Here is an 18,696-nt window from a genome sequence, read left to right as displayed (position 1 = left end):
AAACAACACCGCCACTCGACCGGGTGGTGAAGGCAGTACCAGCACAAACGGGTTATTTGACGACGACGAATTCCTGACCCAGCCAGAGGCCAAGATGACTTTGCGGATCCTGCATATCGACTTTCTTGAAGCAGCGCTGCTTGCCGGGCAGGTCGTAGTAGGTCTCTTTGCACTGCGCCTGTGCCTTGCGGTCAAGACAAGGGCCGTAGGCCACGGTGCGGTAAGAGGCATTCCCCTGATTGCTCAACATTCCGTTTTGCAGGTTGTAGGCGAAGTGCTGCTGGCGTGGCGTGACCACCAGAATGGTGCCTATCTGGGCAGAGGTGGTGGCAACCGCCTGGCGGCGATTGCTGCTCTGGTCGTCCATCGACAGGGCGGTGTCCAGCCAGCGGATGCGGTAGTAGCGCTCCTTGCCGTCCTGCGGTCCCTTGTAAAAGAAACGAACGTTGTTCTTGGCATGGGCGGGCAGCATCAGTCGGCTGGGCGAGAGCATCAGCTCGCCGGCCACTTCCATCGGGATCTCCTGGCCACCCTCTTCAGGTGAAGAGATGCGGCTGACGGAGATGGTGACCAGCCTGGCTTGAGCACTGCCATTCTCGATCTCCTTGGCTACATCCTGGCTGCCCGCATCGATGAAGGTGGTGACGGAACCAACGTTGATGGCCTGGCTGACCCCGGGAATAAACAGCATCCATGCCATCAGCATTTTCAGGTTCATGGGAACTCCTGTGATTGCAAAGGGCCCCGCAGGGCCCCGAATACTATGCGTCGCGGCAATTAGGACCAGTTGGCAACGAACTCGACGTTGACTTCCCCACTCCACAGGCCATCCGGCAGGGTCTCGAAAGCCGCTTCAGTGCCGTTGACGGTCGCGCTCTCGATGTTGAAGGTGAACGAGCCCTGGGCGGTGCTGCGCTGGGTGTCATCCTTGAAGCTGCTGGCCAGCGGAGAGAGGTTGCCGCCCGTGATGCCGGCAGCGGTATCGATCAGCGTGGTATAGGCGGTGGTGCTGACGGGAGCACCTTGCCACAGCACGCCGACGTCGACGGTGGAGCCGCCGCTCAGGTGGTTCAGGGTGCCGCTCAGCTTCTTGGCCTTCAGCGTGAAGTCGGTGGCGCTGGCATCACCCTTGATGGCAACGTCGAACAGGCCGTTCACGGTGTTGAAACCCTTGATCCCTTCCGCGTATTGGAAAGAGAGGCTGTCGAGCGGCGTGACAACCAGCGCCGATTCGGTGTCCTTTTTGGCGGTAGCCTTCCAGGTGGCAATGGCCGGGGTGGCTTCCACGGCAGCCTGAGCGGCGGCAGCGAAGCCCAGTCCTGCAACAGTCAGCGCAATCAGAGTCTTTTTCATCTTGATATTTCCTACACATTTCCTGATGGGGGCATTTGCCACCCGTTTGATTTCACGCACCCAGGGTGCATTCCCTTTCCACCTTGCCGGACGGGTTTGTCCAGGCAATCTTGCCGATCGCCGAAGGGTAATGTTTCGTCAATCAGCTCATCTTTTCGCCGGCAAAGATACTGGACGGACCTGCTCGGATCGATTGAATGCTGTGTAGGAAAAGTCCTAAAAGATGGTTGTTGTCTGCAACTTAAAATAAGCCTTGTCCATTCTCTTATCGGGGTTTTTTGTTTTTCTTATGATTTTGATTTTTAAGAGTTTTGGTGCTTTTCTTATCTAGATGGCGTGTCCCTCTGACGGGGGAGGATGGGAGGGGTTGCCGTGTTGGAATGAGCACAAGGAAAAATAGAGATTCAAAAGAATATATAGCTCTGTAAGTATTTGATGAGCATAAATAAAAATATCAGATAAAAATGAATGAGGTACTAAGAGAGGAGTCGTTACTTGAACTACGTAACATATCATTAATATTCAAGCGCCATATGGTACACGTGCTGACTTTGTAGTTAATATACGTTGAATCAAATGGAGTAATGACAGGAAAGTATATGGCAAAAATATTGGTAGTAGATGATCACCCCGCCATCAGAATGGCTGTAAATATCCTGCTGCAGCAGGATGATCATCATATTGTTGCCGAAGTTGATAATGGTGTTGATGCAGTTTCGATGGCGCGGAAATATCAGCCTGATATGGTCGTTCTGGATATCGGGATTCCCAGGCTGGACGGCATTGAGGTGATCAAAAGACTGAAAGAGATGGATGCTGATATCAAGGTGGTCATATTGTCGGCACAAGCCACCCATCATATTATGGTGCGTTGCCTGCAAGCCGGTGCCAACGGTTTCATATCCAAGCTGGATGACCTTTCCTTGCTGAAAACAGTGCTGGTAAAGATAGGGAAAGGTCAGCTTTATTTCCCTCGCGATGTGATTGCTGGCGCCAAGAATGCCCATGAAGTCGATCGGAAAGATCTCTTGTCGGCACTCTCGGATAGAGAGATGAGCGTCTTGTTGCAGATATGCCAGGGGCAAACCAACAAGCAGATTGCAGAGAGCATGCTGCTCAGCGAGAAGACGGTCAGCACCTACAAGAGTCGGCTGATGCAAAAGCTCAATGTCACCACCATGGTTGATCTGATCAGCCTGGCCAAGCGCCAAGAGTTGCTGTGACCATGAGGCATTGGTTTGCAGCTCTGCTGGTCTGTTGCTGCGCTTCATGGGTTTCGGCTCATGAGCTGGCGGCGCCCTATCTGCATGTCTATGCGCGCAATGACAGCGAGTACCTCGAGAAGCAGACCCTGCCGCTGCATGCGGAAGATTGGCTGTGGTTGAGAAATCGTGGCCGGTTGGTGCTCGGGGTACCCATGCCCGACAATCCGCCGATGGACATCACCCTGCGTGCCAATGCTTACGAAGGCGTCACCGCCGACATTGTCGGCATGCTGAGTCATCTGTTGCGTGTCGAGATCGTCGTAAAGAATCTGCCGTCTCGCGCCGCGGCCATTGCTGCGCTCAAGCGGGGAGAGGTCGATCTGCTGAGCACCTCCAATGCCTATGAAGAAGAGCAGCAATTATTGTTGACCGACAAATATATGCCGGATGATCCGGCCATATATAAGAATATACACGTAAAGGAGCGTGATATAAGAACGGTGGCTGTCCCGGAGTATTATCTGCCGGCGCTGGATGTGATGCGCTACCTGCCCAAGGTTCAGATAAAAATGTATTCCTCTCGTTATAGCGCACTTTCTGCGGTTGCATATGGCCAGGTCGATGCCGTCATGCTGGACATGATTTCCGGGAACTTCATCGTCAATAAATTTTATCAAGACAGCATTCAATTACTGAAACCTCTTTATATAGATACTCATGGTTTTTCTTTTTCGCTGGAAAGGAAAAATCAGCGGCTGAAAAAAATCATCAATATTGCGCTGGATGAAATTCTGGAAGGCAAGCGGGAGGAAATTGCCAAACGCTGGAATGGCGGCGGCCTCTCTATCGGGGCCAGCAAGGTCGAGCTGACCAGCGAGCAGTGGGCCTGGCTGGGTCAGCAGAAAAAAATCCGGATGGCCGTCAACAGCGGGGTGCCGCCGCTGAGTTTTCTCGACATCAATGACACCTTGCACGGGGTGGTGGCCGATTTGCTGCAGGTGTTGCGAGCGAAGCTGGGGGTGGAAATAGAGGTGGTGCCGGTCAAGACGCCAGGACAGATGTTGCAGTTGCTGGATGGTGGGCAGGTGGATATCGCCGTGTTGAGCCCATCGGAAGAGCGCCGCAGTCGTTACCTGTTCAGCCGTGCCTTTGTGCTCGACCCGCTGGCCTATGTGGTGGGGGTCCGCCATGAGGCGACGGCACCGGAGACGCTGCTCAAGACCGGCACGGTCGCCATTATCAAGGACTTCATCTCCGAGCAGGCGATAGAGGACGAGTATGGCAAGCTGACCACCAGAAAGTTCGAACGGATCGAAGATGCGCTGCGCTGCGTGGCGAGCGAGACCTGCGACGTGACCGTGTTGCCGTTGCGGGTCGCCAAGTACTACATCAACAGCAAGTTTCCGGACAGTCTGCTCATCACGGGCGAGTTGTTCGACTCCATCCCGATCGGGGCGGCGTTTGCCGTTTCGCCCAAGCAGCATATGTTGCGCGACATTCTGGATCGGGTGATTGCCATCATTCCGCCGGATGAGCTGGAAGGACTCTCCAATCGCTGGCGCGTCAGTACCCAGCAGGAGGCCATCACCTGGCAGGAGCTGGTACGGGAATTTGGCGGCATCATTGCCTTGATCATGCTGCTGACCATCTGGATCGGCCTATGGGGCCTCTCTTTGCACAAACAGGTGCGCCAGCGCCGGGCAGCCGAGATGGCTTTGAGTGCCCAGCTTAAGTTCATCGAAGATCTGGTGGACGGCACACCCCATCCCATCTACGCCAGAGATCGGGAGGATCGGCTGGTGCTCTGCAACAGCACTTATGCCAGCTTCTTTGGCGAGGAGAAGAGCCGCCTGCTGGGCTCGACCATGGCGGACGATGTGCAGCGCTGGCCTTTTCTGGCTCCCCTGTTCGAGGATTTGAGCACCGCGCGTACGGTACGCTGTGCCAGGCAGGGGGATCATCGCCTCTCCATGGCGACGGGGTCCGTGGCCGTTTATCACTGGGTACAGCCCTACTATGACCTGGAGGGAAATGTTCAGGGCGGAATCGGTGGCTGGATCGACGTGAGCGAGCGGCTGCGGCTGCTCGAAGAGCTGGCCCTGGCCAGCCAGGATGCCCAGGAGGCCAATCGTGCCAAGTCGACCTTTCTGGCCACCATGAGCCACGAGATCCGCACGCCCATGAATGCCATCATTGGTTTGCTGGAACTGACCCTGCGCCGCGATCGACTGCATGAGGAGGACAAGACTTCACTCTCCATCGCCCATGGTTCGGCCAGGGATCTGCTGAGCCTGATTGGCGATATTCTGGATATATCCAAGATCGAGTCCGGCCGGCTTGAACTGAGGCCGGAACCCCATGAAATCACGGCGCTGACGGCCTCGGTGGTCACCGTATTCACTGCGCTGGCCAGACAAAAGAACCTGCAACTGGACCTCGCCGCCGGCGAGCCCCGCTGGGTACAGATTGATGGCATCTGCTACAAGCAGATCCTCTCCAATCTCATCAGCAATGCCATCAAGTATACCGATCAGGGATCGGTGCGGGTCGAGCTGCAATCAAAAACCAGCGACGGCTGGTGCACCTTGCAACTGGTGATCCGGGATACGGGCATAGGGATTGCGCCTGCGGAGCAAGCCAGGCTGTTTCAGCCTTTTGGTCAGGCCAGGCAGCCCGAGCACATCCAGCGCTCCGGGACCGGTCTCGGACTGATGATCTCTCGCTCGCTGTGCGAGTCGATGGGAGGCTCGCTGCTGCTGGAGAGCGAGCCCGGCCACGGCACGTGCATCAGCATCGAGATGAAATTGCCGCTGGCGAGCGCCGTCGAATCAGTCACACTCGTGGCATTGGGCACGATGACAGGGCATCACCGGCGACTGCGGGTCATGATAGTGGACGATCACCCCACCAACCGGCTGCTGGTCAGCCAGCAACTGGCATACCTCGGGCATGATGCCACGGCGGCCGAGTCGGGGCGCGAGGCGCTGGCACTGTCTGCCAACACACCCTTTGACGTGATGATCACCGACTTCAACATGCCTGGCATGAGCGGCTTTGAACTGACCCGCCAGTATCGTGCTCTGGAGCTGAGCCGGGGTACGCATCGTTGCCTCATCCTGGGGTTGACGGCGGATGCCCGCCAGGAGCAGGTGAGCGAGGGGCTGACCGCCGGCATGGACGACTGCCTGTTCAAGCCGGTGGGGCTGGAAGAGCTGGAGCGCTGCCTGTGTCGCCACATGCAGCATGAGGAACAGCGGGAAATCGAGCGCTGCGTGCAGGAGATCAAGCAGTGTCTCGGACCATTGACCGGCAATCAGCCTGCACTGATGCTGCCCTTGTTGCATGAGTTTGTGCGGGCCAGTGACGATGACCTGCTGGGCCTGCAACAAGCGGCCGAGGGTGGCGAACTGGCCCGCTTTCTTGACTATGTGCACCGTCTGAAGGGCGGGGCCAGGATCATGGGGGCGATGACGCTGGTTACGGTGTGTGGTGAGATAGAATCAGGCGGGATCGCGCCGCAGGGATTGCCGATGGCATTGCTGCAGTTGCAGCATTCCTACGGGATAGTCAGACAGGCCATGGTGCAAATGCAGGCCGAGCCGGAATGAAAATGAAGGCATGCCGGGCATGCCTTCATGGATGGTCAACCGTGCCAGTAGACCAGCAGTTCATAGGCCGCTTCGCCGGTCTGGTCCGGTCTGGCAGCCGGAGCCAGATAGCTGAGGAAGTAGCGGGTGGCCTGGGTCAGGGGCAGGGCATGGTGTTGCGGCAGTGGCTGGCCGTTGAGAGCCAGCTTGAAGTCGGTGCCGGCCTGTTCGGGCAAACTGGCATACAGGGTGCGAGCCTGCAATTGGTAGGTAGTGTTGAAATCCGGATTGCTGAGGTTGATGGCCTCGGTCTCGACCGGGCTGGATGTGGAAACGGAATTGACCGGTTGCTGACCCGGGTGGATGAGCGAAATTTCCATCCCGGTACTCTTGCTGGCGGTGGCAGGCCAGGTGAGCTGATTGGTTTGTGTGTCGGCCTGAGCCGCCATCGTGCAGCAACCAGCCAGTAGTGCCACCAGAACTCCTTTCTGAGACATATGATTATCTCCTGGATATCGAGGTTACCCCGCTGCCGGGGGTCACTCATCTATCGACCCGCCCGCGGCGAAGCTTAATCTGTACCCCACTATTCGGAATGAGCTGACACGGGATACGGGGTATGATCCCGCGCCTTGTCCTCCCTTTAGTCATAGATATGGAATCCCTGCTTTGCTCGAAAATCAGATGATGTTGTTGGCGGTGTTCGAACGGGCGGCGCTGATGTTGATGACCCTGTTCTTCCTGACCCGTACCCGGCCGTTCCAGCGGCTGTTCCAGAAGCGGGACCACACCCCGGCCGAACTGGTGCTGGTGGCGGCCATCTTCTGCCTGTTTGCGGTGTTCAGCACCTATACCGGCATTCCGGTGGAGGGGGCCCTCATCAACGTGCGGATCATCGCCATCATCTCGGGCGGCATCCTGTTCGGTCCCTGGGTCGGCATTCCGGCCGGGGTCATCTCCGGTCTGCACCGCTATCTCATCGACATGGATGGCCACACCTCGATCCCGTGCCTCATCGCCAGCATCATCGCCGGCCTGCTCGCCACCTGGCTGCACCTGCGCTGTCGCAAGTCGCGGCTCTGGCTGTACGGCATTCTGGCGGGGATGTTGTGTGAGGGGCTCACCATGCTGCTCATCTGGTTGCTGACCGAGCCCCATGCGGTGGGCGTCGAGATCGTCAGCCACATCGCCTACCCGATGATCGCCGGGGCGCTCTGCATCGGCCTCATCATCAAGCTGGTGCAGGATCTGGACGACGAGAAGGAACTGATTGCCGCCAAGCAGGCCAAGCTGGCGCTCGACATCGCCAACAAGACGCTGCCCTTCTTCCAGAACATCGATCGCCACTCCCTGAGCCAGGTCTGCGCCATCATTCGCAGCGAAATCAGCGCCGATGCGGTGGCCATCACCGATACCCGCGATGTGCTGGCCTATGTGGGGGTGGGCAAGGATTACTACGAGCTGGACGAGCACCACGCCATCAGCGACATGACCCAGCGGGCGGTGCTGCTGGACCAGATCATCATCAACAACGATCTGCGCCAGTATCACCTCTCCGATTTCCACTCGGTCATCATTATTCCGCTGCGGGAAAACGGCTCGGTGAGCGGCACCCTCAAGATCTACTACCGCCGCACCCACAGCATCACCAGTTCGCTGCGGGAAATGGCGGTGGGCCTCTCCCAGCTCATCTCCACCCAGATGGAGGTATCGCGCATCGAGCAGCTCAAGGAGATGACCCGCAAGGCAGAGTTCACCGCGCTGCAGAGCAAGATCAACCCGCACTTCCTGTTCAATGCTCTCAATGCCATCTCGTCGCTGATCCGCATCCGGCCCCAGCAGGCGCGCCAGCTGATCGCCAATCTGGCGGACTACCTGCGCTACAACCTCAACAAGGGGGACACCCTCATCGACATCCAGGAGGAGCTGCAGCAGGTGCGCGACTACGTGGCCATCGAGCAGGCCCGCTTCGGCGACAAGCTGGAGGTGGTATTCGAGGTGGACGACGTGCACATCCAGGTGCCGAGCCTGTTGTTGCAGCCGCTGGTGGAAAACGCCATCCTGCACGGCATCCAGCCCCGCAGCGCGCCGGGTCGGGTCACCATCGAGGTGAAGCAGCTGGCGGGCGGCATCCGGGTGGCGGTGCGCGATACCGGTTACGGCATCAGCCAGGAGGTGATCGACGGGGTCGCCGCCGGTCGGGTGGAGAGCCGCAGCATCGGTCTGATGAACGTGCATCAGCGGGTCAAGCTGCTCTATGGCGATGGCCTGCACCTCAAGCGGCTGGAGCCGGGTACCGAAGTGAGTTTCTATCTGCCGGATCAGGAGTCGATGCCATGCTGAGTGCCATCATGATTGAAGATAAGTGTGTGCTGCGAGAGGCGTTGTCATGCTGAAAGCCATCATAGTCGAGGATGAGTATTTGATGCGGGAGGTGCTGGCCTATCCTGCATTCCCTCAGGGGGCAATGCCATGCTGAAGGCCATCATAGTGGAAGACGAATATCTGGCTCGCGAGGAGCTGGCCTACCTGGTGGGGCAGCACAGCACCATCGAGATAGTGGCGAGCTTCGAGGATGGGCTGGAGGCGTTCAAATACCTGCAGGATCACGAGGTGGACGTGGTGTTCCTCGACATCCAGATCCCCTCCATCGACGGTCTGCTGCTGGCCAAGAACCTGCACAAGTCGAGCCATCCGCCCCACATCGTCTTCGTTACCGCCTACAAGGAGTTTGCGGTGGAGGCGTTCGAGCTGGAGGCGTTCGACTATATCCTCAAACCCTACAACGAACCGCGTCTCATCAGCCTGCTGCAAAAGCTGGAGCTGGCGGGCAAGTCGCAGGCGGGGCAGGGGAGCGAGCCGGGCACGCCGCACAATCGCACCGTCAATCTGGTGAAGGGGGAGCGCATCATCGTCACCCCCTGCGAGCAGATCTACTACGCGGAAGCCGACGAAAAGCTCACCTATGTCTACACCCGCGATGATCGCTACGTGATGACCATGACCCTCAGCGAGTTCGTCAGCCGGCTGCCCGCCGAGGGGTTCTTCCGCTGTCACCGCTCCTACTGCGTCAACATCAACAAGATCCGCGAGATAGTGCCCTGGTTCAACAGCACCTATCTCATCCGGCTCCATGACCTGCCGTTCGAGGTGCCGGTCAGCCGCAGCAACATCAAGGCGTTCCGTCAGCTGATGCGGCTCTGATTGTCATTCATTCCCGCCGATCTGCATTTCATGCCTTAATCGGTCGGTGGGAGTGGCGTCTTGCCTATAGTGGCCCCAGTTTCCTTAAGGCCATTGACCGAGACGCATCATGACCAAAGAGATGAATCGCACCCGCTACCTCACCCTGTTGGGGACCATCATCACCCAGTTCGCGCTGGGATCCGTTTACACCTGGAGCCTGTTCAACGCCCAGCTCTCCGACAAGCTGGACGAGCCGGTCAGCCAGGTCGCCTTCGCCTTCGGCCTGCTCAGCCTCTCCCTGGCGGTGGCCTCCTCCCTGGCGGGCAAGCTGCAGGAGCGGTTCGGGGTGCGCAACGTCACCCTGGGTGCCGGCGTGCTGCTCGGCATCGGCTTCTTCCTCACCGCCCACGCCAGCAACCTGGCGATGCTCTACCTCTGCGCCGGCATCCTGGTCGGTTTTGCCGACGGTACCGGCTACCTGATGACCCTCTCCAACTGCGTGAAGTGGTTCCCGGAGCGCAAGGGGCTGATCTCCGCCTGTTCCATCGGTGCCTACGGCCTCGGCAGCCTGGGCTTCAAGTACATCAACCTGCTGTTGCTCTCCAGCAACGGCCTTGAGACCACCTTCCAGCTGTGGGGGCTGATCGCCATGTCCATGGTGCTGGTGGGCGGCATGCTGATGAAGGATGCGCCCAAGCAGGCGGCCGCCGTGCAGCAGAGCGAGAGCCGCGACTTCACCCTGGCCGAGGCGATGCGCAAGCCGCAGTACTGGATGCTGGCGCTGATGTTCCTCACTGCCTGCATGAGCGGTCTCTACGTCATCGGCGTGGCCAAGGACATCGGCGAGAACATGGTGGGCCTGCCGGCCGTGGTCGCCGCCAACGCCGTCGCCATCATCGCCATGGCCAACCTGGGCGGCCGGCTGGTGCTGGGCATCCTCTCCGACAAGATGTCCCGCATCCGGGTCATCACCATCGCCCAGCTGATTACCCTGGCCGGCATGGCGCTGCTGCTGTTCGTGCCGCTCAACGCTAACCTGTTCTTCGTGGCGGTGGCCTGCGTGGCGTTCAGCTTCGGCGGCACCATCACCGTCTACCCCTCGCTGGTGAGCGACTTCTTCGGTCTCAACAACCTGACCAAGAACTACGGCGTCATCTATCTGGGCTTTGGTCTGGGCAGCATCATCGGCTCCATCGTGGCCTCCCTGTTCGGCGGTTTCATGGCGACCTTCAACCTGATCCTGGTGTTGTTGGTGGTGGCGCTGGTGCTCTCTCTCACCATCCGCCTGCCGGCGCCGGTATCGGTGGAGCGGGCCTGATCACCCGCCTGTCGCAGCAAGCAATGAAAAGACCCGGGCCTGGCCCGGGTCTTTTTTTGTGCGCGGCTCAGCGTGGCGGCAGCCCCAACAGCCGGCGCACCCGCTGGCAGGTCTCTTCCACCGTCGGCCAGTCGGCGGCGGTGATGGTGACATGACCCATCTTGCGGCCGGGGCGGGGCTCCCCCTTGCCGTAGAGGTGCAGATGCACGCCGGGCAGTGCCAGCAGGGCGGCCCAGTCTGGCGTGCCGGCCTGCCAGAGATCCCCCAGCAGGTTGAGCAGCATGGCGGGGCGCACGGCGATCCGGGCTGGCAGCGGCAGATCGCACAGGGCGCGCACCTGCAGCTCGAACTGGCTGCACTCGGCGTTGTCGAGGCTGGGGTGGCCCGAGTTGTGGGGGCGTGGCGCCAGCTCGTTGACCAGCAGTTGGCCTGCCACCAGAAAGAACTCCACCGTCAGCACGCCGACGTAGTCGAGGGCGGCGATCAGCTGTTCGGCGATACGTCTGGCGTCGGCCTCCAGGGCCGGCATGTTGGCCGGGGAGCGGGTCTGATCGAGGATGCCGCCGCTATGCCAGTTCTGCACCAGCGGCAGGGCACCGATGGCACCGCTCGGGCTGCGGGCCAGGGTCAGGGAAAACTCGCCCTCCAGCGTCAGCCGCTGTTCCAGCACGCAGGGTACGCCGCTGGTGGCCAGCGCTGCTGGCAGCTGGTCGGCGGCCTGAATGGTCCACTGGCCTTTGCCGTCGTACCCCTCGCGGGCGGTCTTGAGGATGGCGGGGAAGAGGGCGGCGGGCAGCGCCGGCAGCGGCTCGCCCGGCTGCAGGGTCTGGTTGGGGGCGACCGGGATGCCGGCTCTGCTCAAGAAGGCCTTCTCTTCGCGGCGATCCTGACAGATGCGCACGGCACCGGCGGCCGGGCGTACCGGCTGGTACTGCTCCAGCAGGGCCAGGGCGGTGGCCGGCACGTTCTCGAACTCGCAGGTGACGGCTGCGCAGCGGCTGGCCAGATCGTGCAGGGCGGTCGGGTCGTCATAGGTGGCAACAATATGGTGATCGGCTGCGGCGCCGGCGATGCTGGCGGGGTCGGGATCCAGCACCACCACCTTGTAGCCGAGGCGGTGGGCGGCCATCACGAAGTAGCGGCCGAGCTGGCCGCCCCCCAGCATGCCGAGGGTGGCGGGTGGCAGTATCATGCCGGGTCCTCCAGCGTGAGGGCCAGCACCCGGTCGCGCTCATTGGCACGAAAGCCGTCGAGCTGCTGCTGGTAGCGGGGGGCATCGCCGTCTTGCGCAACGGAGAGCAGGGAGACCGCAAACAGGCCGGCGTTGGCGGCGCCCGCCTCACCGATGGCGAAGGTGGCGACCGGCACCCCCTTGGGCATCTGCACGATGGAGAGCAGGGAGTCCATCCCCTTGAGCTGGCGGGTCGGGATGGGCACACCCAGCACCGGAATGGTGGTCTTGGCGGCCACCATGCCTGGCAGATGGGCTGCGCCGCCAGCCCCGGCGATGATGGCGCGCAGGCCACGCTCACGGGCGCTGGCGGCATATTCGAACAGCAGATCCGGGGTGCGGTGGGCCGAGACCACGCGCGCCTCGTAGGGAACGCCATGCTCCTTGAGGATGCGGGCGGCGGCCTGCATCACGGGCCAGTCGGAGTCGGATCCCATTACCAGGCCGATCAGGGGAGGGGTATTCATGGCTATGACTCCTTGCAGTCAAACGTTTGTCTCTGGTTGGCAAAAAGAGCCGGCAAGCCGGCTCAGAATTTTTCGGGTCGCACGATTTCGACCGGTTGCAAAAAGGCGACCATGGCATAGTCGGGGTAGTAGCGACTCTGCAGGTGGGCGAGCAGGCGTTCCGCCTGTTCGCGGCTGCAGATCGCCTCCAGCCGGATGTTGCCGCTCTCGCTCCAGCTGGCGTTGCGCTCACCGTGGTCACCGCGGCCTCTGGCATCGGTGATGGTGTAGCCGCGCAGCCCCTCGCGGGTGAGGGTGCGCAGCAGGGTGGGTTCCAGGTTTGCTTCCGTGATGACGGTGAGCAGGGTGCGGATCTCGGTCTGCATGTGGCTACTCCGTGAAGTGGCGGGCCCAGCTGTGGTAGAGCGGGATCCCCAGCATGATGTTGAACGGGAAGGTGACCCCCAGTACGGCGCTGAGCGACAGGCCCGGATTGGCCTGAGGGACGGCGATGCGCATGGTGGCCGGCACGGCGATATAGGAGGCGCTGGCTGCCAGGGTGGCCAGCAGGGTCAGGCCACCGAGGGAGAGCCCCATCAGCTGGCCGATCATCAGGCCCAGGCCGGCCGAGGCGAGCGGCATCAGCAGGGCGAAGCCGAGCAGGAACAGGCCGTGGCGGCGCAGGTCCTGGCACTGGCGGGCGACGATGAGGCCCATCTCCAGCAGGAACAGCGCCAGCGCCCCCTTGAACAGGTCGACGAACAGGGGTTTGAGCGGAGCGATCCCGTCGGGCCCGGCCAGATAGCCGATGGCCATGCCGCCGAGCAGCAGGGTGACCCCCTTGCCGAGGAAGGTTTCATGGGCCAGCCGGCGCCAGCGGGTCTGCCGGCTCACTCCCTGGGCCAGCACGATGCCGACCAGGATGGCGGGGATCTCCATCACCGCCAGGAAGATGGAGAGCTGGGATTCGAAGCTGATGCCGCGCTCAGTGAGCCAGTTCACCCCGACCGCAAAGGTCGCCACGCTGACCGAGCCGTAGTGGGCGGCGGTGGCGGCGGCATCGACCCGGTTCATCTTGAGGTGCAGCACGGCAAACCCGGCCAGGGTCTGCAGCATGCCGAGCAGGATCACCAGTGCCAGTTGCGGTAATAACGGTTGCAGTGATTGCTGCGCCAGGCCGACGCCGCCCTTGAGACCGATGGCCAGCAACAGAAAGAGGGAGAGAGTATCGTAGAGTGCGGGCGGCAGCTTGAGCTCGGAGCGCACCAGACCGGCCAGCAGGCCAAACAGGAAAAAGAGTACAACAACATCCAGCATGGGAGTTCGCAGGAGGCAATTCACAGGGTGGTTGCATGCTAGAGTGCAAGATGTTTCGATAAAATCAGATTTTGATTGATGATTGTTCGGTAGAAACTGATAAGGGGCCCAATGCTCAACTACAAACAGCTCTATTACTTCTGGCACGTGGCGCGCAGCGGGAGCGTGACGCGGGCCGCCGAGCAGTTGCACCTCACGCCGCAGACCGTCAGCGGTCAGGTGGCCGAGCTGGAGCTCTCCCTCGGGGTGGCGCTGTTCAACCGGGTGGGGCGGCGGCTTGCCCTGACCGCCGCCGGTCGCCAGGCGCTCGAACAGGCTGGCGCCATCTTCTCGCTCGGCGCCGATCTCGAGCATACCCTGCGCCATGCCAGTCAGGAGCTGACCATGCAGGTGGGGATCGCCGACTCCGTGCCCCGTACTCTGGCGTTCGAGCTGCTGGCACCCGCCATGGCGCTGGCCACCCCGCTGCGGCTGGTGTGCCATGAAGAGCGGGCGGAACAGCTGTTCAGCGAGCTGGCCAGCCACAAGCTGGACATGGTGCTGATCGATCGCCCGCTTCCCCCCGACAGCGGGGTGCGCGGCTACAACCACGAGCTGGGACGCAGCCCCTTGGCGCTGTTTGCCAGCCCCGAGCTGGCCGCCAGGGCGCGGCAGGGTTTTCCTGCTTCCCTCGAAGGGTTGCCGCTGCTGATCCCGGGGGAGAAGTCGGCGACCCATGACAGCCTGCTGGCCTGGTATCGGCAGCAGGGCATCCATCCCCATCTGGTCGGCCAGTTCGATGACTCCACCCTGATGAAGTCGTTCGGCAAGGCGGGAATGGGGATCTTTCCGGCGCCGCTGGCCATGGCTGACGAGATCGCGCGACTCTACGGTGTCGAACGGATTGCAACCCTGGCCGAGGTAACGCTCTCCTATTATCTGGTGTCGGCCGGTCGTCACCTCTCCCATCCCGGGGTACAGGCGGTGATGGAGGGTGCGAAGCAGCGGTTGGCCGCACTTGGCGGCAAGAAATAGAAATCTGGATGGCTATACATCCACCTCTGCTCTGCCTATAATCCCTGCGCTTTGGCGCATCATGCTTAATAGGGAATCCGGTGAAAATCCGGAGCTGGCGCGCAGCGGTAAGGGGGAACGAAGCGACATCAGGGCACTGCCACAGGTGGGAAGCCGTCGCCGTAGGCCATCAGCCCCCCAGCCCGAAGACCTGCCAAAGTTCGTATTTCGGGCCGAGAGAAACCGGCCACGAAGTAGATGCTTACGCGAACTTAAGGATCTCTCATGTCCAAGAAATTATTGGCGGCTGCCCTGTTGCCAACGGCGGCCTTTGCCCAGACCACCATCCCCGTCAATCCTACCTTGGTGATCACCGCCAATCGGGTGGAGCAACCCATCAGCTCGGTACTGGCTCCCGTTGTGGTGATCGATCGCGCCGAGATCGAGTCCCGCCAGGTGCAGAGCCTGCCAGCGTTGCTGAAGACGCTGCCCGGCGTGCAGATCACCACTCTGGGTGGTCGAGGCCACATGAGCAGCCTGTTCATCCGTGGTACCAACTCCAACCATTCACTGGTGCTGATGAATGGGCGTCCCATCGCGGCCATGGTGGCCGGCACGCCGGATCTCAGCCAGATCCCGCTCGGCAATATCGAACGCATCGAGTACATCCGTGGCCCACGGGCGGCCGTGTATGGCTCGGACGCCATCGGCGGCGTCATCAACCTCATCACCAAGACGTCCGCCAAGAATGGCAGCGAGACCCACCTGAAGGGCGGTGTGGGCAGCAATGGCTACAGCCAGGGCCAGCTGCGTACCGTGCAGGCTCTGGGCCAGCAGACCGACATGAATATGATGATCGGTTATGAGCGCACCGATGGGTTCGACGTGGTGGCCAATGCCCAGCAGCCGGATCGGGATGGCTTTGACAGCCTGAACGGCCAGTTCGGACTGAATCATGCTTTCAACGACGCATGGAGTGCCGACTTCAACGCCCAGGGCTATGACAACCAGACCGAAATGGATGATGCGTATCAGTCGGCCGATCAGAGCCGGGTGCAGGCGTTCCAGTACGATGGCGGTCTCAAGTATCAGAGTGGCGCGCTGAGCAGCCGGCTGGAGGCCAGCTACGGCGAGAACAAGCTGAAGAGCTGGCTGGAGAGCAAAGGGGAGTCCAGTGCGGAGCCCATCCACACCGGGCTGACCCGCTTCTCCTGGATCAACAGCTGGAGTGGTGTCGAGGGGCTCAACCTGACCGGTGGTGCCGACTGGCAGCAGGAGCAGCTGAAATCCGATACACGCAGCTATGGTCAGGCATTCAATGCCCCGGATCGCGACAACACAGGTCTGTTCGTGGTGGGCAGCTACCGCTGGCAGGCCCTGCTGTGGGAGTTCTCTGGTCGTACCGATGACAACAAGCAATATGGCCGTCACAACACCTGGTCCGCTGCCAGCGGGCTGGATCTCGATGACAACCATAATGTGCGTCTGAGCTATGGCACTGCCTTCAAGGCACCGACCTTCCTCGATCTCTACTATCCGGGTTATGAGAACCCCGCGCTGAAACCGGAAGAGAGCAAGAACCTGGAGCTGGGCTTCAACGGTCGCTACACCGGTTGGGATTGGTCGCTGAACCTCTACCGCAACCAGATCCAGAATCTGATTGCCTGCCAAAGCGCGTCCTCAACCTGCCGGCCGGACAACACAGATGCCGAGATCCGCGGTGTGGAAGCGGCGCTCGGTCTGGAAACCGGACAACTGCGGCACGATCTGAGCTTTGACTACACCCGGGCCGAAGACAAGAACGACGGGGATCAGCAACTGCTGCGTCGTGCCAAGCAGAAGGCCAGCTGGCTGACTCAGGTACAACTGGGCCCTGTCGATCTCTCCACAGAACTGCTCTACGTCGGCAAGCGGGATGACAAGAACTTCAGCAGCTTCCCGGCAGAGCGGGTTGAGCTGGGTTCCTACACCCTGATCAACCTGGGAGCGAGCTATGGGGTGACGCCTCAGTTCACGCTGGGTGGCCGCATCGACAACCTGTTTGATCGTGATTACGCCCCGGCCTATGGCTATGCGTCGGCAGGTACCGAGTTCAAGTTGACGGCGGACTACCGTCTCTGAGCGGCAACGCTGCCTATATAAGAGAAGATAAAAAGCGAGGCCCCGCCATTGGTGGGGCCTTTTCTATTGGCGGTCGGCGGGAGTATGATCGCCGACTTGCACCAAAGGGGAGCTCAAGTGGCCAATATTCTCGTGTTCGACTCCGGTATGGGTGGCCTGACCATCTACCGCGAGATCCGCCGCGCATTGCCGGCACACAACTATATCTATTGCTTCGACAACGCCAACTTCCCCTATGGTGAGCTGAGCGAGGCCGCCCTCACCGAAGTCTGCACCAGGTTGGTCAGCCACATGGTGGTCGAGCATGCTATCGATCTGGTGGTGATTGCCTGCAACACGGCCAGCACCATAGCGCTGCCGTCCCTGCGTGCGGCCATGACAGTACCAGTCGTCGGCGTGGTACCCGCCATCAAGCCCGCAGCCGCACTTACCCGCAATGGTTGCATCGGCTTGCTGGCAACCCCGGGTACCGTCAGCCGTGAATATACCCACGAGCTCATCGCCCAGTTTGCGCCGGGCAAGCGGGTGCTGCTCAAGGGGGCGACCGAGCTGGTCGTCGAGGCCGAGCACAAGCTGGCGGGTCTGCCGGTCAATATGGCGCTGTTGCGGGAGGTGCTGGCGGATTGGTTGGAAGGGGAAGAGCATCCGGATACCCTGGTGCTGGGCTGTACCCATTTCCCCTTGCTGGATGAAGAGATACGGCAGCTGATGCCTGCGTGCCAGCTGGTGGATTCCGGCAGTGCGGTTGCCAAGCGGGTGGCTCACCTGCTGGCCGGTTTGGTTACAACACCGACACGGCTGGAAGATGTTGGGGGTAAGGCCTATTGCACCCGGCTGGATGCCCAGACCCAGAAACTGACAGCCCCCTTGCAAGCTTGGGGGCTGTCATCACTCGAAGAGGTCAGGTTCTAACGGATTACCGGCCAGCGGTCAGGCATCCACTTCACTGCCTTCTCGCTCATCTTTGTCCCGCTTGTCATTGGCTTCACGTACTTTAAGGGTACGCTGTTGATACTCCTTGTCGTTGAGTGCGGCGATCGCCTTGGCGGCATCGGCAGCGGGCATCTCCACGAAACCGAATCCTCTGCGCTTGCCGGTGGCCTTGTCCTTCATCAGGCGAACCGAGATCACCTGGCCCTGCTCGGCAAACAATTCGCGCACGGCTATCTCATTGGCACGGTATGGCAGATTGCCTACATATAAGGTGCAGGTCTCCTGACTGGAAGCCAGTTCAGTCACGCCAGCCGGTGCACGGTTCAGGAACAGCGGTACCACGAAACCGCCGATGGCCAAGCCCACAGCAAAAATCACTTCGGCTTTCAAAGAAAATTGCAGGGCCTGGGCAACCAGATAACCAACCAGCGCCAACACCAGAGCAAGGATGGCCGCCTGCACATAAACGGGAAACTTGGATAAATTCATCTTTAAAGACCTTTTGTAAATGAAAGCAAAAAAGGTGCAACACTCTATTCACCTCCATGGTAACCAGCTTTCCAGCCGGGCGCTACCATGGACCACTTGGGACATATTATCCGTTCCAGTATGGCATCCCTTGAGAGGGGAAGATCCACCTAAATGATGATAAAACCGGTCTGAAATCATCGGTTTGTGGATAACATTGTATATATACACTGAGTAAGCTGTTTCTAATTGGATAATTTGAAGTTTCCGTGACTTTCTTCAAAAAAAGCCTTGTCATCGCGGCGCGGCTCCCTATAATGCGCCCCTACCAGCACGGCGGAACACGCCAACCTGATGAGCCAGCTTCCTTGCGAAGTGGGCGCCGAAAGAAAAGCGAAAACAATCGCTTGACTTTCGAAGTGAGAAGCGTAATATGCGCCTCCTCAACGCGACAAGCGTGACGCTCTTTAACAATTTGAATCAAGCAATCTGTGTGGGCACTCACAGCATCGAGCATCAAAAACAATTTTTGATATCA

The 18,696-nt window shown here is 60.2% G+C and carries 16 protein-coding genes and 1 riboswitch; of the genes, 8 read left to right on the top strand and 8 right to left on the bottom strand.

What is annotated here, in order from left to right; all coding sequences use genetic code 11:
* Positions 1–52: 52 nt before the first annotated feature.
* Positions 53–718, bottom strand: coding sequence for a hypothetical protein (locus OKB87_RS19990; RefSeq protein ID WP_270828352.1), 666 nt, complete (start codon positions 716–718; stop codon positions 53–55).
* Positions 719–777: 59 nt separating this feature from the next.
* Positions 778–1,353 (bottom strand): common pilus major fimbrillin subunit EcpA, encoded by a 576-nt coding sequence (gene ecpA / locus OKB87_RS19985; RefSeq protein WP_011704100.1) that lies wholly within the window; start codon positions 1,351–1,353, stop codon positions 778–780.
* 599 nt (positions 1,354–1,952) lie between these two features.
* Here ecpA and OKB87_RS19980 point away from each other — a divergent pair.
* The gene (locus OKB87_RS19980; RefSeq protein ID WP_041216171.1) at positions 1,953–2,576 is read left to right on the top strand and encodes a response regulator transcription factor; all 624 of its coding nucleotides are present in this window, start codon (positions 1,953–1,955) and stop codon (positions 2,574–2,576) included.
* Positions 2,577–2,578: 2 nt separating this feature from the next.
* Positions 2,579–6,166 (top strand): ATP-binding protein, encoded by a 3,588-nt coding sequence (locus tag OKB87_RS19975; protein WP_270828351.1) that lies wholly within the window; start codon positions 2,579–2,581, stop codon positions 6,164–6,166.
* Between the two features lie 35 nt (positions 6,167–6,201).
* On the opposite strand, the gene OKB87_RS19970 is transcribed toward OKB87_RS19975, so the two are convergent.
* Complete coding sequence (locus tag OKB87_RS19970) at positions 6,202–6,642, bottom strand: hypothetical protein (RefSeq protein ID WP_270828350.1); 441 nt, start codon at positions 6,640–6,642, stop codon at positions 6,202–6,204.
* Between the two features lie 172 nt (positions 6,643–6,814).
* On the opposite strand from OKB87_RS19970, the gene OKB87_RS19965 reads away from it, so the two are divergent.
* From OKB87_RS19965 to OKB87_RS19955, 3 genes are all read left to right on the top strand, one after another.
* On the top strand, positions 6,815–8,488 hold the full coding sequence (locus OKB87_RS19965) for a sensor histidine kinase (protein WP_049046457.1): 1,674 nt from the start codon (positions 6,815–6,817) through the stop codon (positions 8,486–8,488).
* Between the two features lie 129 nt (positions 8,489–8,617).
* On the top strand, positions 8,618–9,349 hold the full coding sequence (locus OKB87_RS19960; RefSeq protein WP_042064388.1) for a LytR/AlgR family response regulator transcription factor: 732 nt from the start codon (positions 8,618–8,620) through the stop codon (positions 9,347–9,349).
* A 109-nt stretch (positions 9,350–9,458) separates the two neighbouring features.
* Positions 9,459–10,649, top strand: coding sequence for an L-lactate MFS transporter (locus tag OKB87_RS19955; protein WP_016348936.1), 1,191 nt, complete (start codon positions 9,459–9,461; stop codon positions 10,647–10,649).
* A gap of 67 nt (positions 10,650–10,716) precedes the next feature.
* Here the strand turns inward: OKB87_RS19955 and OKB87_RS19950 are convergent, their stop codons facing one another.
* From OKB87_RS19950 to OKB87_RS19935, 4 genes are all read right to left on the bottom strand, one after another.
* A complete protein-coding gene (locus OKB87_RS19950; protein WP_270828349.1) occupies positions 10,717–11,841 on the bottom strand; it encodes a 5-(carboxyamino)imidazole ribonucleotide synthase in 1,125 nt (374 codons plus the stop codon).
* The gene (gene purE, locus OKB87_RS19945) at positions 11,838–12,347 is read right to left on the bottom strand and encodes a 5-(carboxyamino)imidazole ribonucleotide mutase (RefSeq protein ID WP_011704108.1); all 510 of its coding nucleotides are present in this window, start codon (positions 12,345–12,347) and stop codon (positions 11,838–11,840) included. Before purE ends, OKB87_RS19950 begins: the two co-directional genes overlap by 4 nt.
* 62 nt (positions 12,348–12,409) lie before the next feature.
* Positions 12,410–12,712: a P-II family nitrogen regulator gene (locus OKB87_RS19940; RefSeq protein WP_005306985.1), complete on the bottom strand. Its 303-nt coding sequence runs from the start codon at positions 12,710–12,712 to the stop codon at positions 12,410–12,412.
* A 4-nt stretch (positions 12,713–12,716) separates the two neighbouring features.
* Positions 12,717–13,643, bottom strand: coding sequence for a sodium-dependent bicarbonate transport family permease (locus OKB87_RS19935; RefSeq protein ID WP_270828348.1), 927 nt, complete (start codon positions 13,641–13,643; stop codon positions 12,717–12,719).
* Positions 13,644–13,754: 111 nt separating this feature from the next.
* Here OKB87_RS19935 and OKB87_RS19930 point away from each other — a divergent pair, with 111 nt between their 5' ends.
* The 3 genes from OKB87_RS19930 (at position 13,755) to murI (ending at position 17,669) form a co-directional block, all read left to right on the top strand.
* Positions 13,755–14,657 carry a LysR family transcriptional regulator gene (locus tag OKB87_RS19930; RefSeq protein WP_043168413.1) on the top strand — a complete coding sequence of 301 codons (903 nt, stop codon included), beginning with the start codon at positions 13,755–13,757 and terminating at the stop codon, positions 14,655–14,657.
* Between the two features lie 35 nt (positions 14,658–14,692).
* A riboswitch (cobalamin riboswitch) is annotated at positions 14,693–14,869 on the top strand.
* A 52-nt stretch (positions 14,870–14,921) separates the two neighbouring features.
* Positions 14,922–16,757: a TonB-dependent receptor domain-containing protein gene (locus OKB87_RS19925; RefSeq protein ID WP_270828347.1), complete on the top strand. Its 1,836-nt coding sequence runs from the start codon at positions 14,922–14,924 to the stop codon at positions 16,755–16,757.
* Between the two features lie 117 nt (positions 16,758–16,874).
* Positions 16,875–17,669, top strand: coding sequence for a glutamate racemase (gene murI / locus OKB87_RS19920; protein WP_060390985.1), 795 nt, complete (start codon positions 16,875–16,877; stop codon positions 17,667–17,669).
* A gap of 18 nt (positions 17,670–17,687) precedes the next feature.
* Here the strand turns inward: murI and OKB87_RS19915 are convergent, their stop codons facing one another.
* Positions 17,688–18,179: an RNA recognition motif domain-containing protein gene (locus OKB87_RS19915; protein WP_270828346.1), complete on the bottom strand. Its 492-nt coding sequence runs from the start codon at positions 18,177–18,179 to the stop codon at positions 17,688–17,690.
* Positions 18,180–18,696: the final 517 nt, after the last annotated feature.

It is taken from the genome of Aeromonas sp. Y318-1 (assembly GCF_027706125.1).
Lineage (GTDB): Bacteria > Pseudomonadota > Gammaproteobacteria > Enterobacterales > Aeromonadaceae > Aeromonas > Aeromonas hydrophila.
The sequence above is the reverse complement of the archived record's forward strand: the minus strand, read 5'-3'. Positions and strand labels throughout refer to the sequence as shown.

Coding starts and splice junctions, on each gene's coding strand:
- OKB87_RS19990 (WP_270828352.1), bottom strand. CDS start 718: ATGAACCTGAAAATGCTGATGGCATGGATGCTGTTTATTCCCGGGGTC.
- ecpA (WP_011704100.1), bottom strand. CDS start 1,353: ATGAAAAAGACTCTGATTGCGCTGACTGTTGCAGGACTGGGCTTCGCT.
- OKB87_RS19980 (WP_041216171.1), top strand. CDS start 1,953: ATGGCAAAAATATTGGTAGTAGATGATCACCCCGCCATCAGAATGGCT.
- OKB87_RS19975 (WP_270828351.1), top strand. CDS start 2,579: ATGAGGCATTGGTTTGCAGCTCTGCTGGTCTGTTGCTGCGCTTCATGG.
- OKB87_RS19970 (WP_270828350.1), bottom strand. CDS start 6,642: ATGTCTCAGAAAGGAGTTCTGGTGGCACTACTGGCTGGTTGCTGCACG.
- OKB87_RS19960 (WP_042064388.1), top strand. CDS start 8,618: ATGCTGAAGGCCATCATAGTGGAAGACGAATATCTGGCTCGCGAGGAG.
- OKB87_RS19955 (WP_016348936.1), top strand. CDS start 9,459: ATGACCAAAGAGATGAATCGCACCCGCTACCTCACCCTGTTGGGGACC.
- OKB87_RS19950 (WP_270828349.1), bottom strand. CDS start 11,841: ATGATACTGCCACCCGCCACCCTCGGCATGCTGGGGGGCGGCCAGCTC.
- purE (WP_011704108.1), bottom strand. CDS start 12,347: ATGAATACCCCTCCCCTGATCGGCCTGGTAATGGGATCCGACTCCGAC.
- OKB87_RS19940 (WP_005306985.1), bottom strand. CDS start 12,712: ATGCAGACCGAGATCCGCACCCTGCTCACCGTCATCACGGAAGCAAAC.
- OKB87_RS19935 (WP_270828348.1), bottom strand. CDS start 13,643: ATGCTGGATGTTGTTGTACTCTTTTTCCTGTTTGGCCTGCTGGCCGGT.
- OKB87_RS19930 (WP_043168413.1), top strand. CDS start 13,755: ATGCTCAACTACAAACAGCTCTATTACTTCTGGCACGTGGCGCGCAGC.
- OKB87_RS19925 (WP_270828347.1), top strand. CDS start 14,922: ATGTCCAAGAAATTATTGGCGGCTGCCCTGTTGCCAACGGCGGCCTTT.
- OKB87_RS19915 (WP_270828346.1), bottom strand. CDS start 18,179: ATGAATTTATCCAAGTTTCCCGTTTATGTGCAGGCGGCCATCCTTGCT.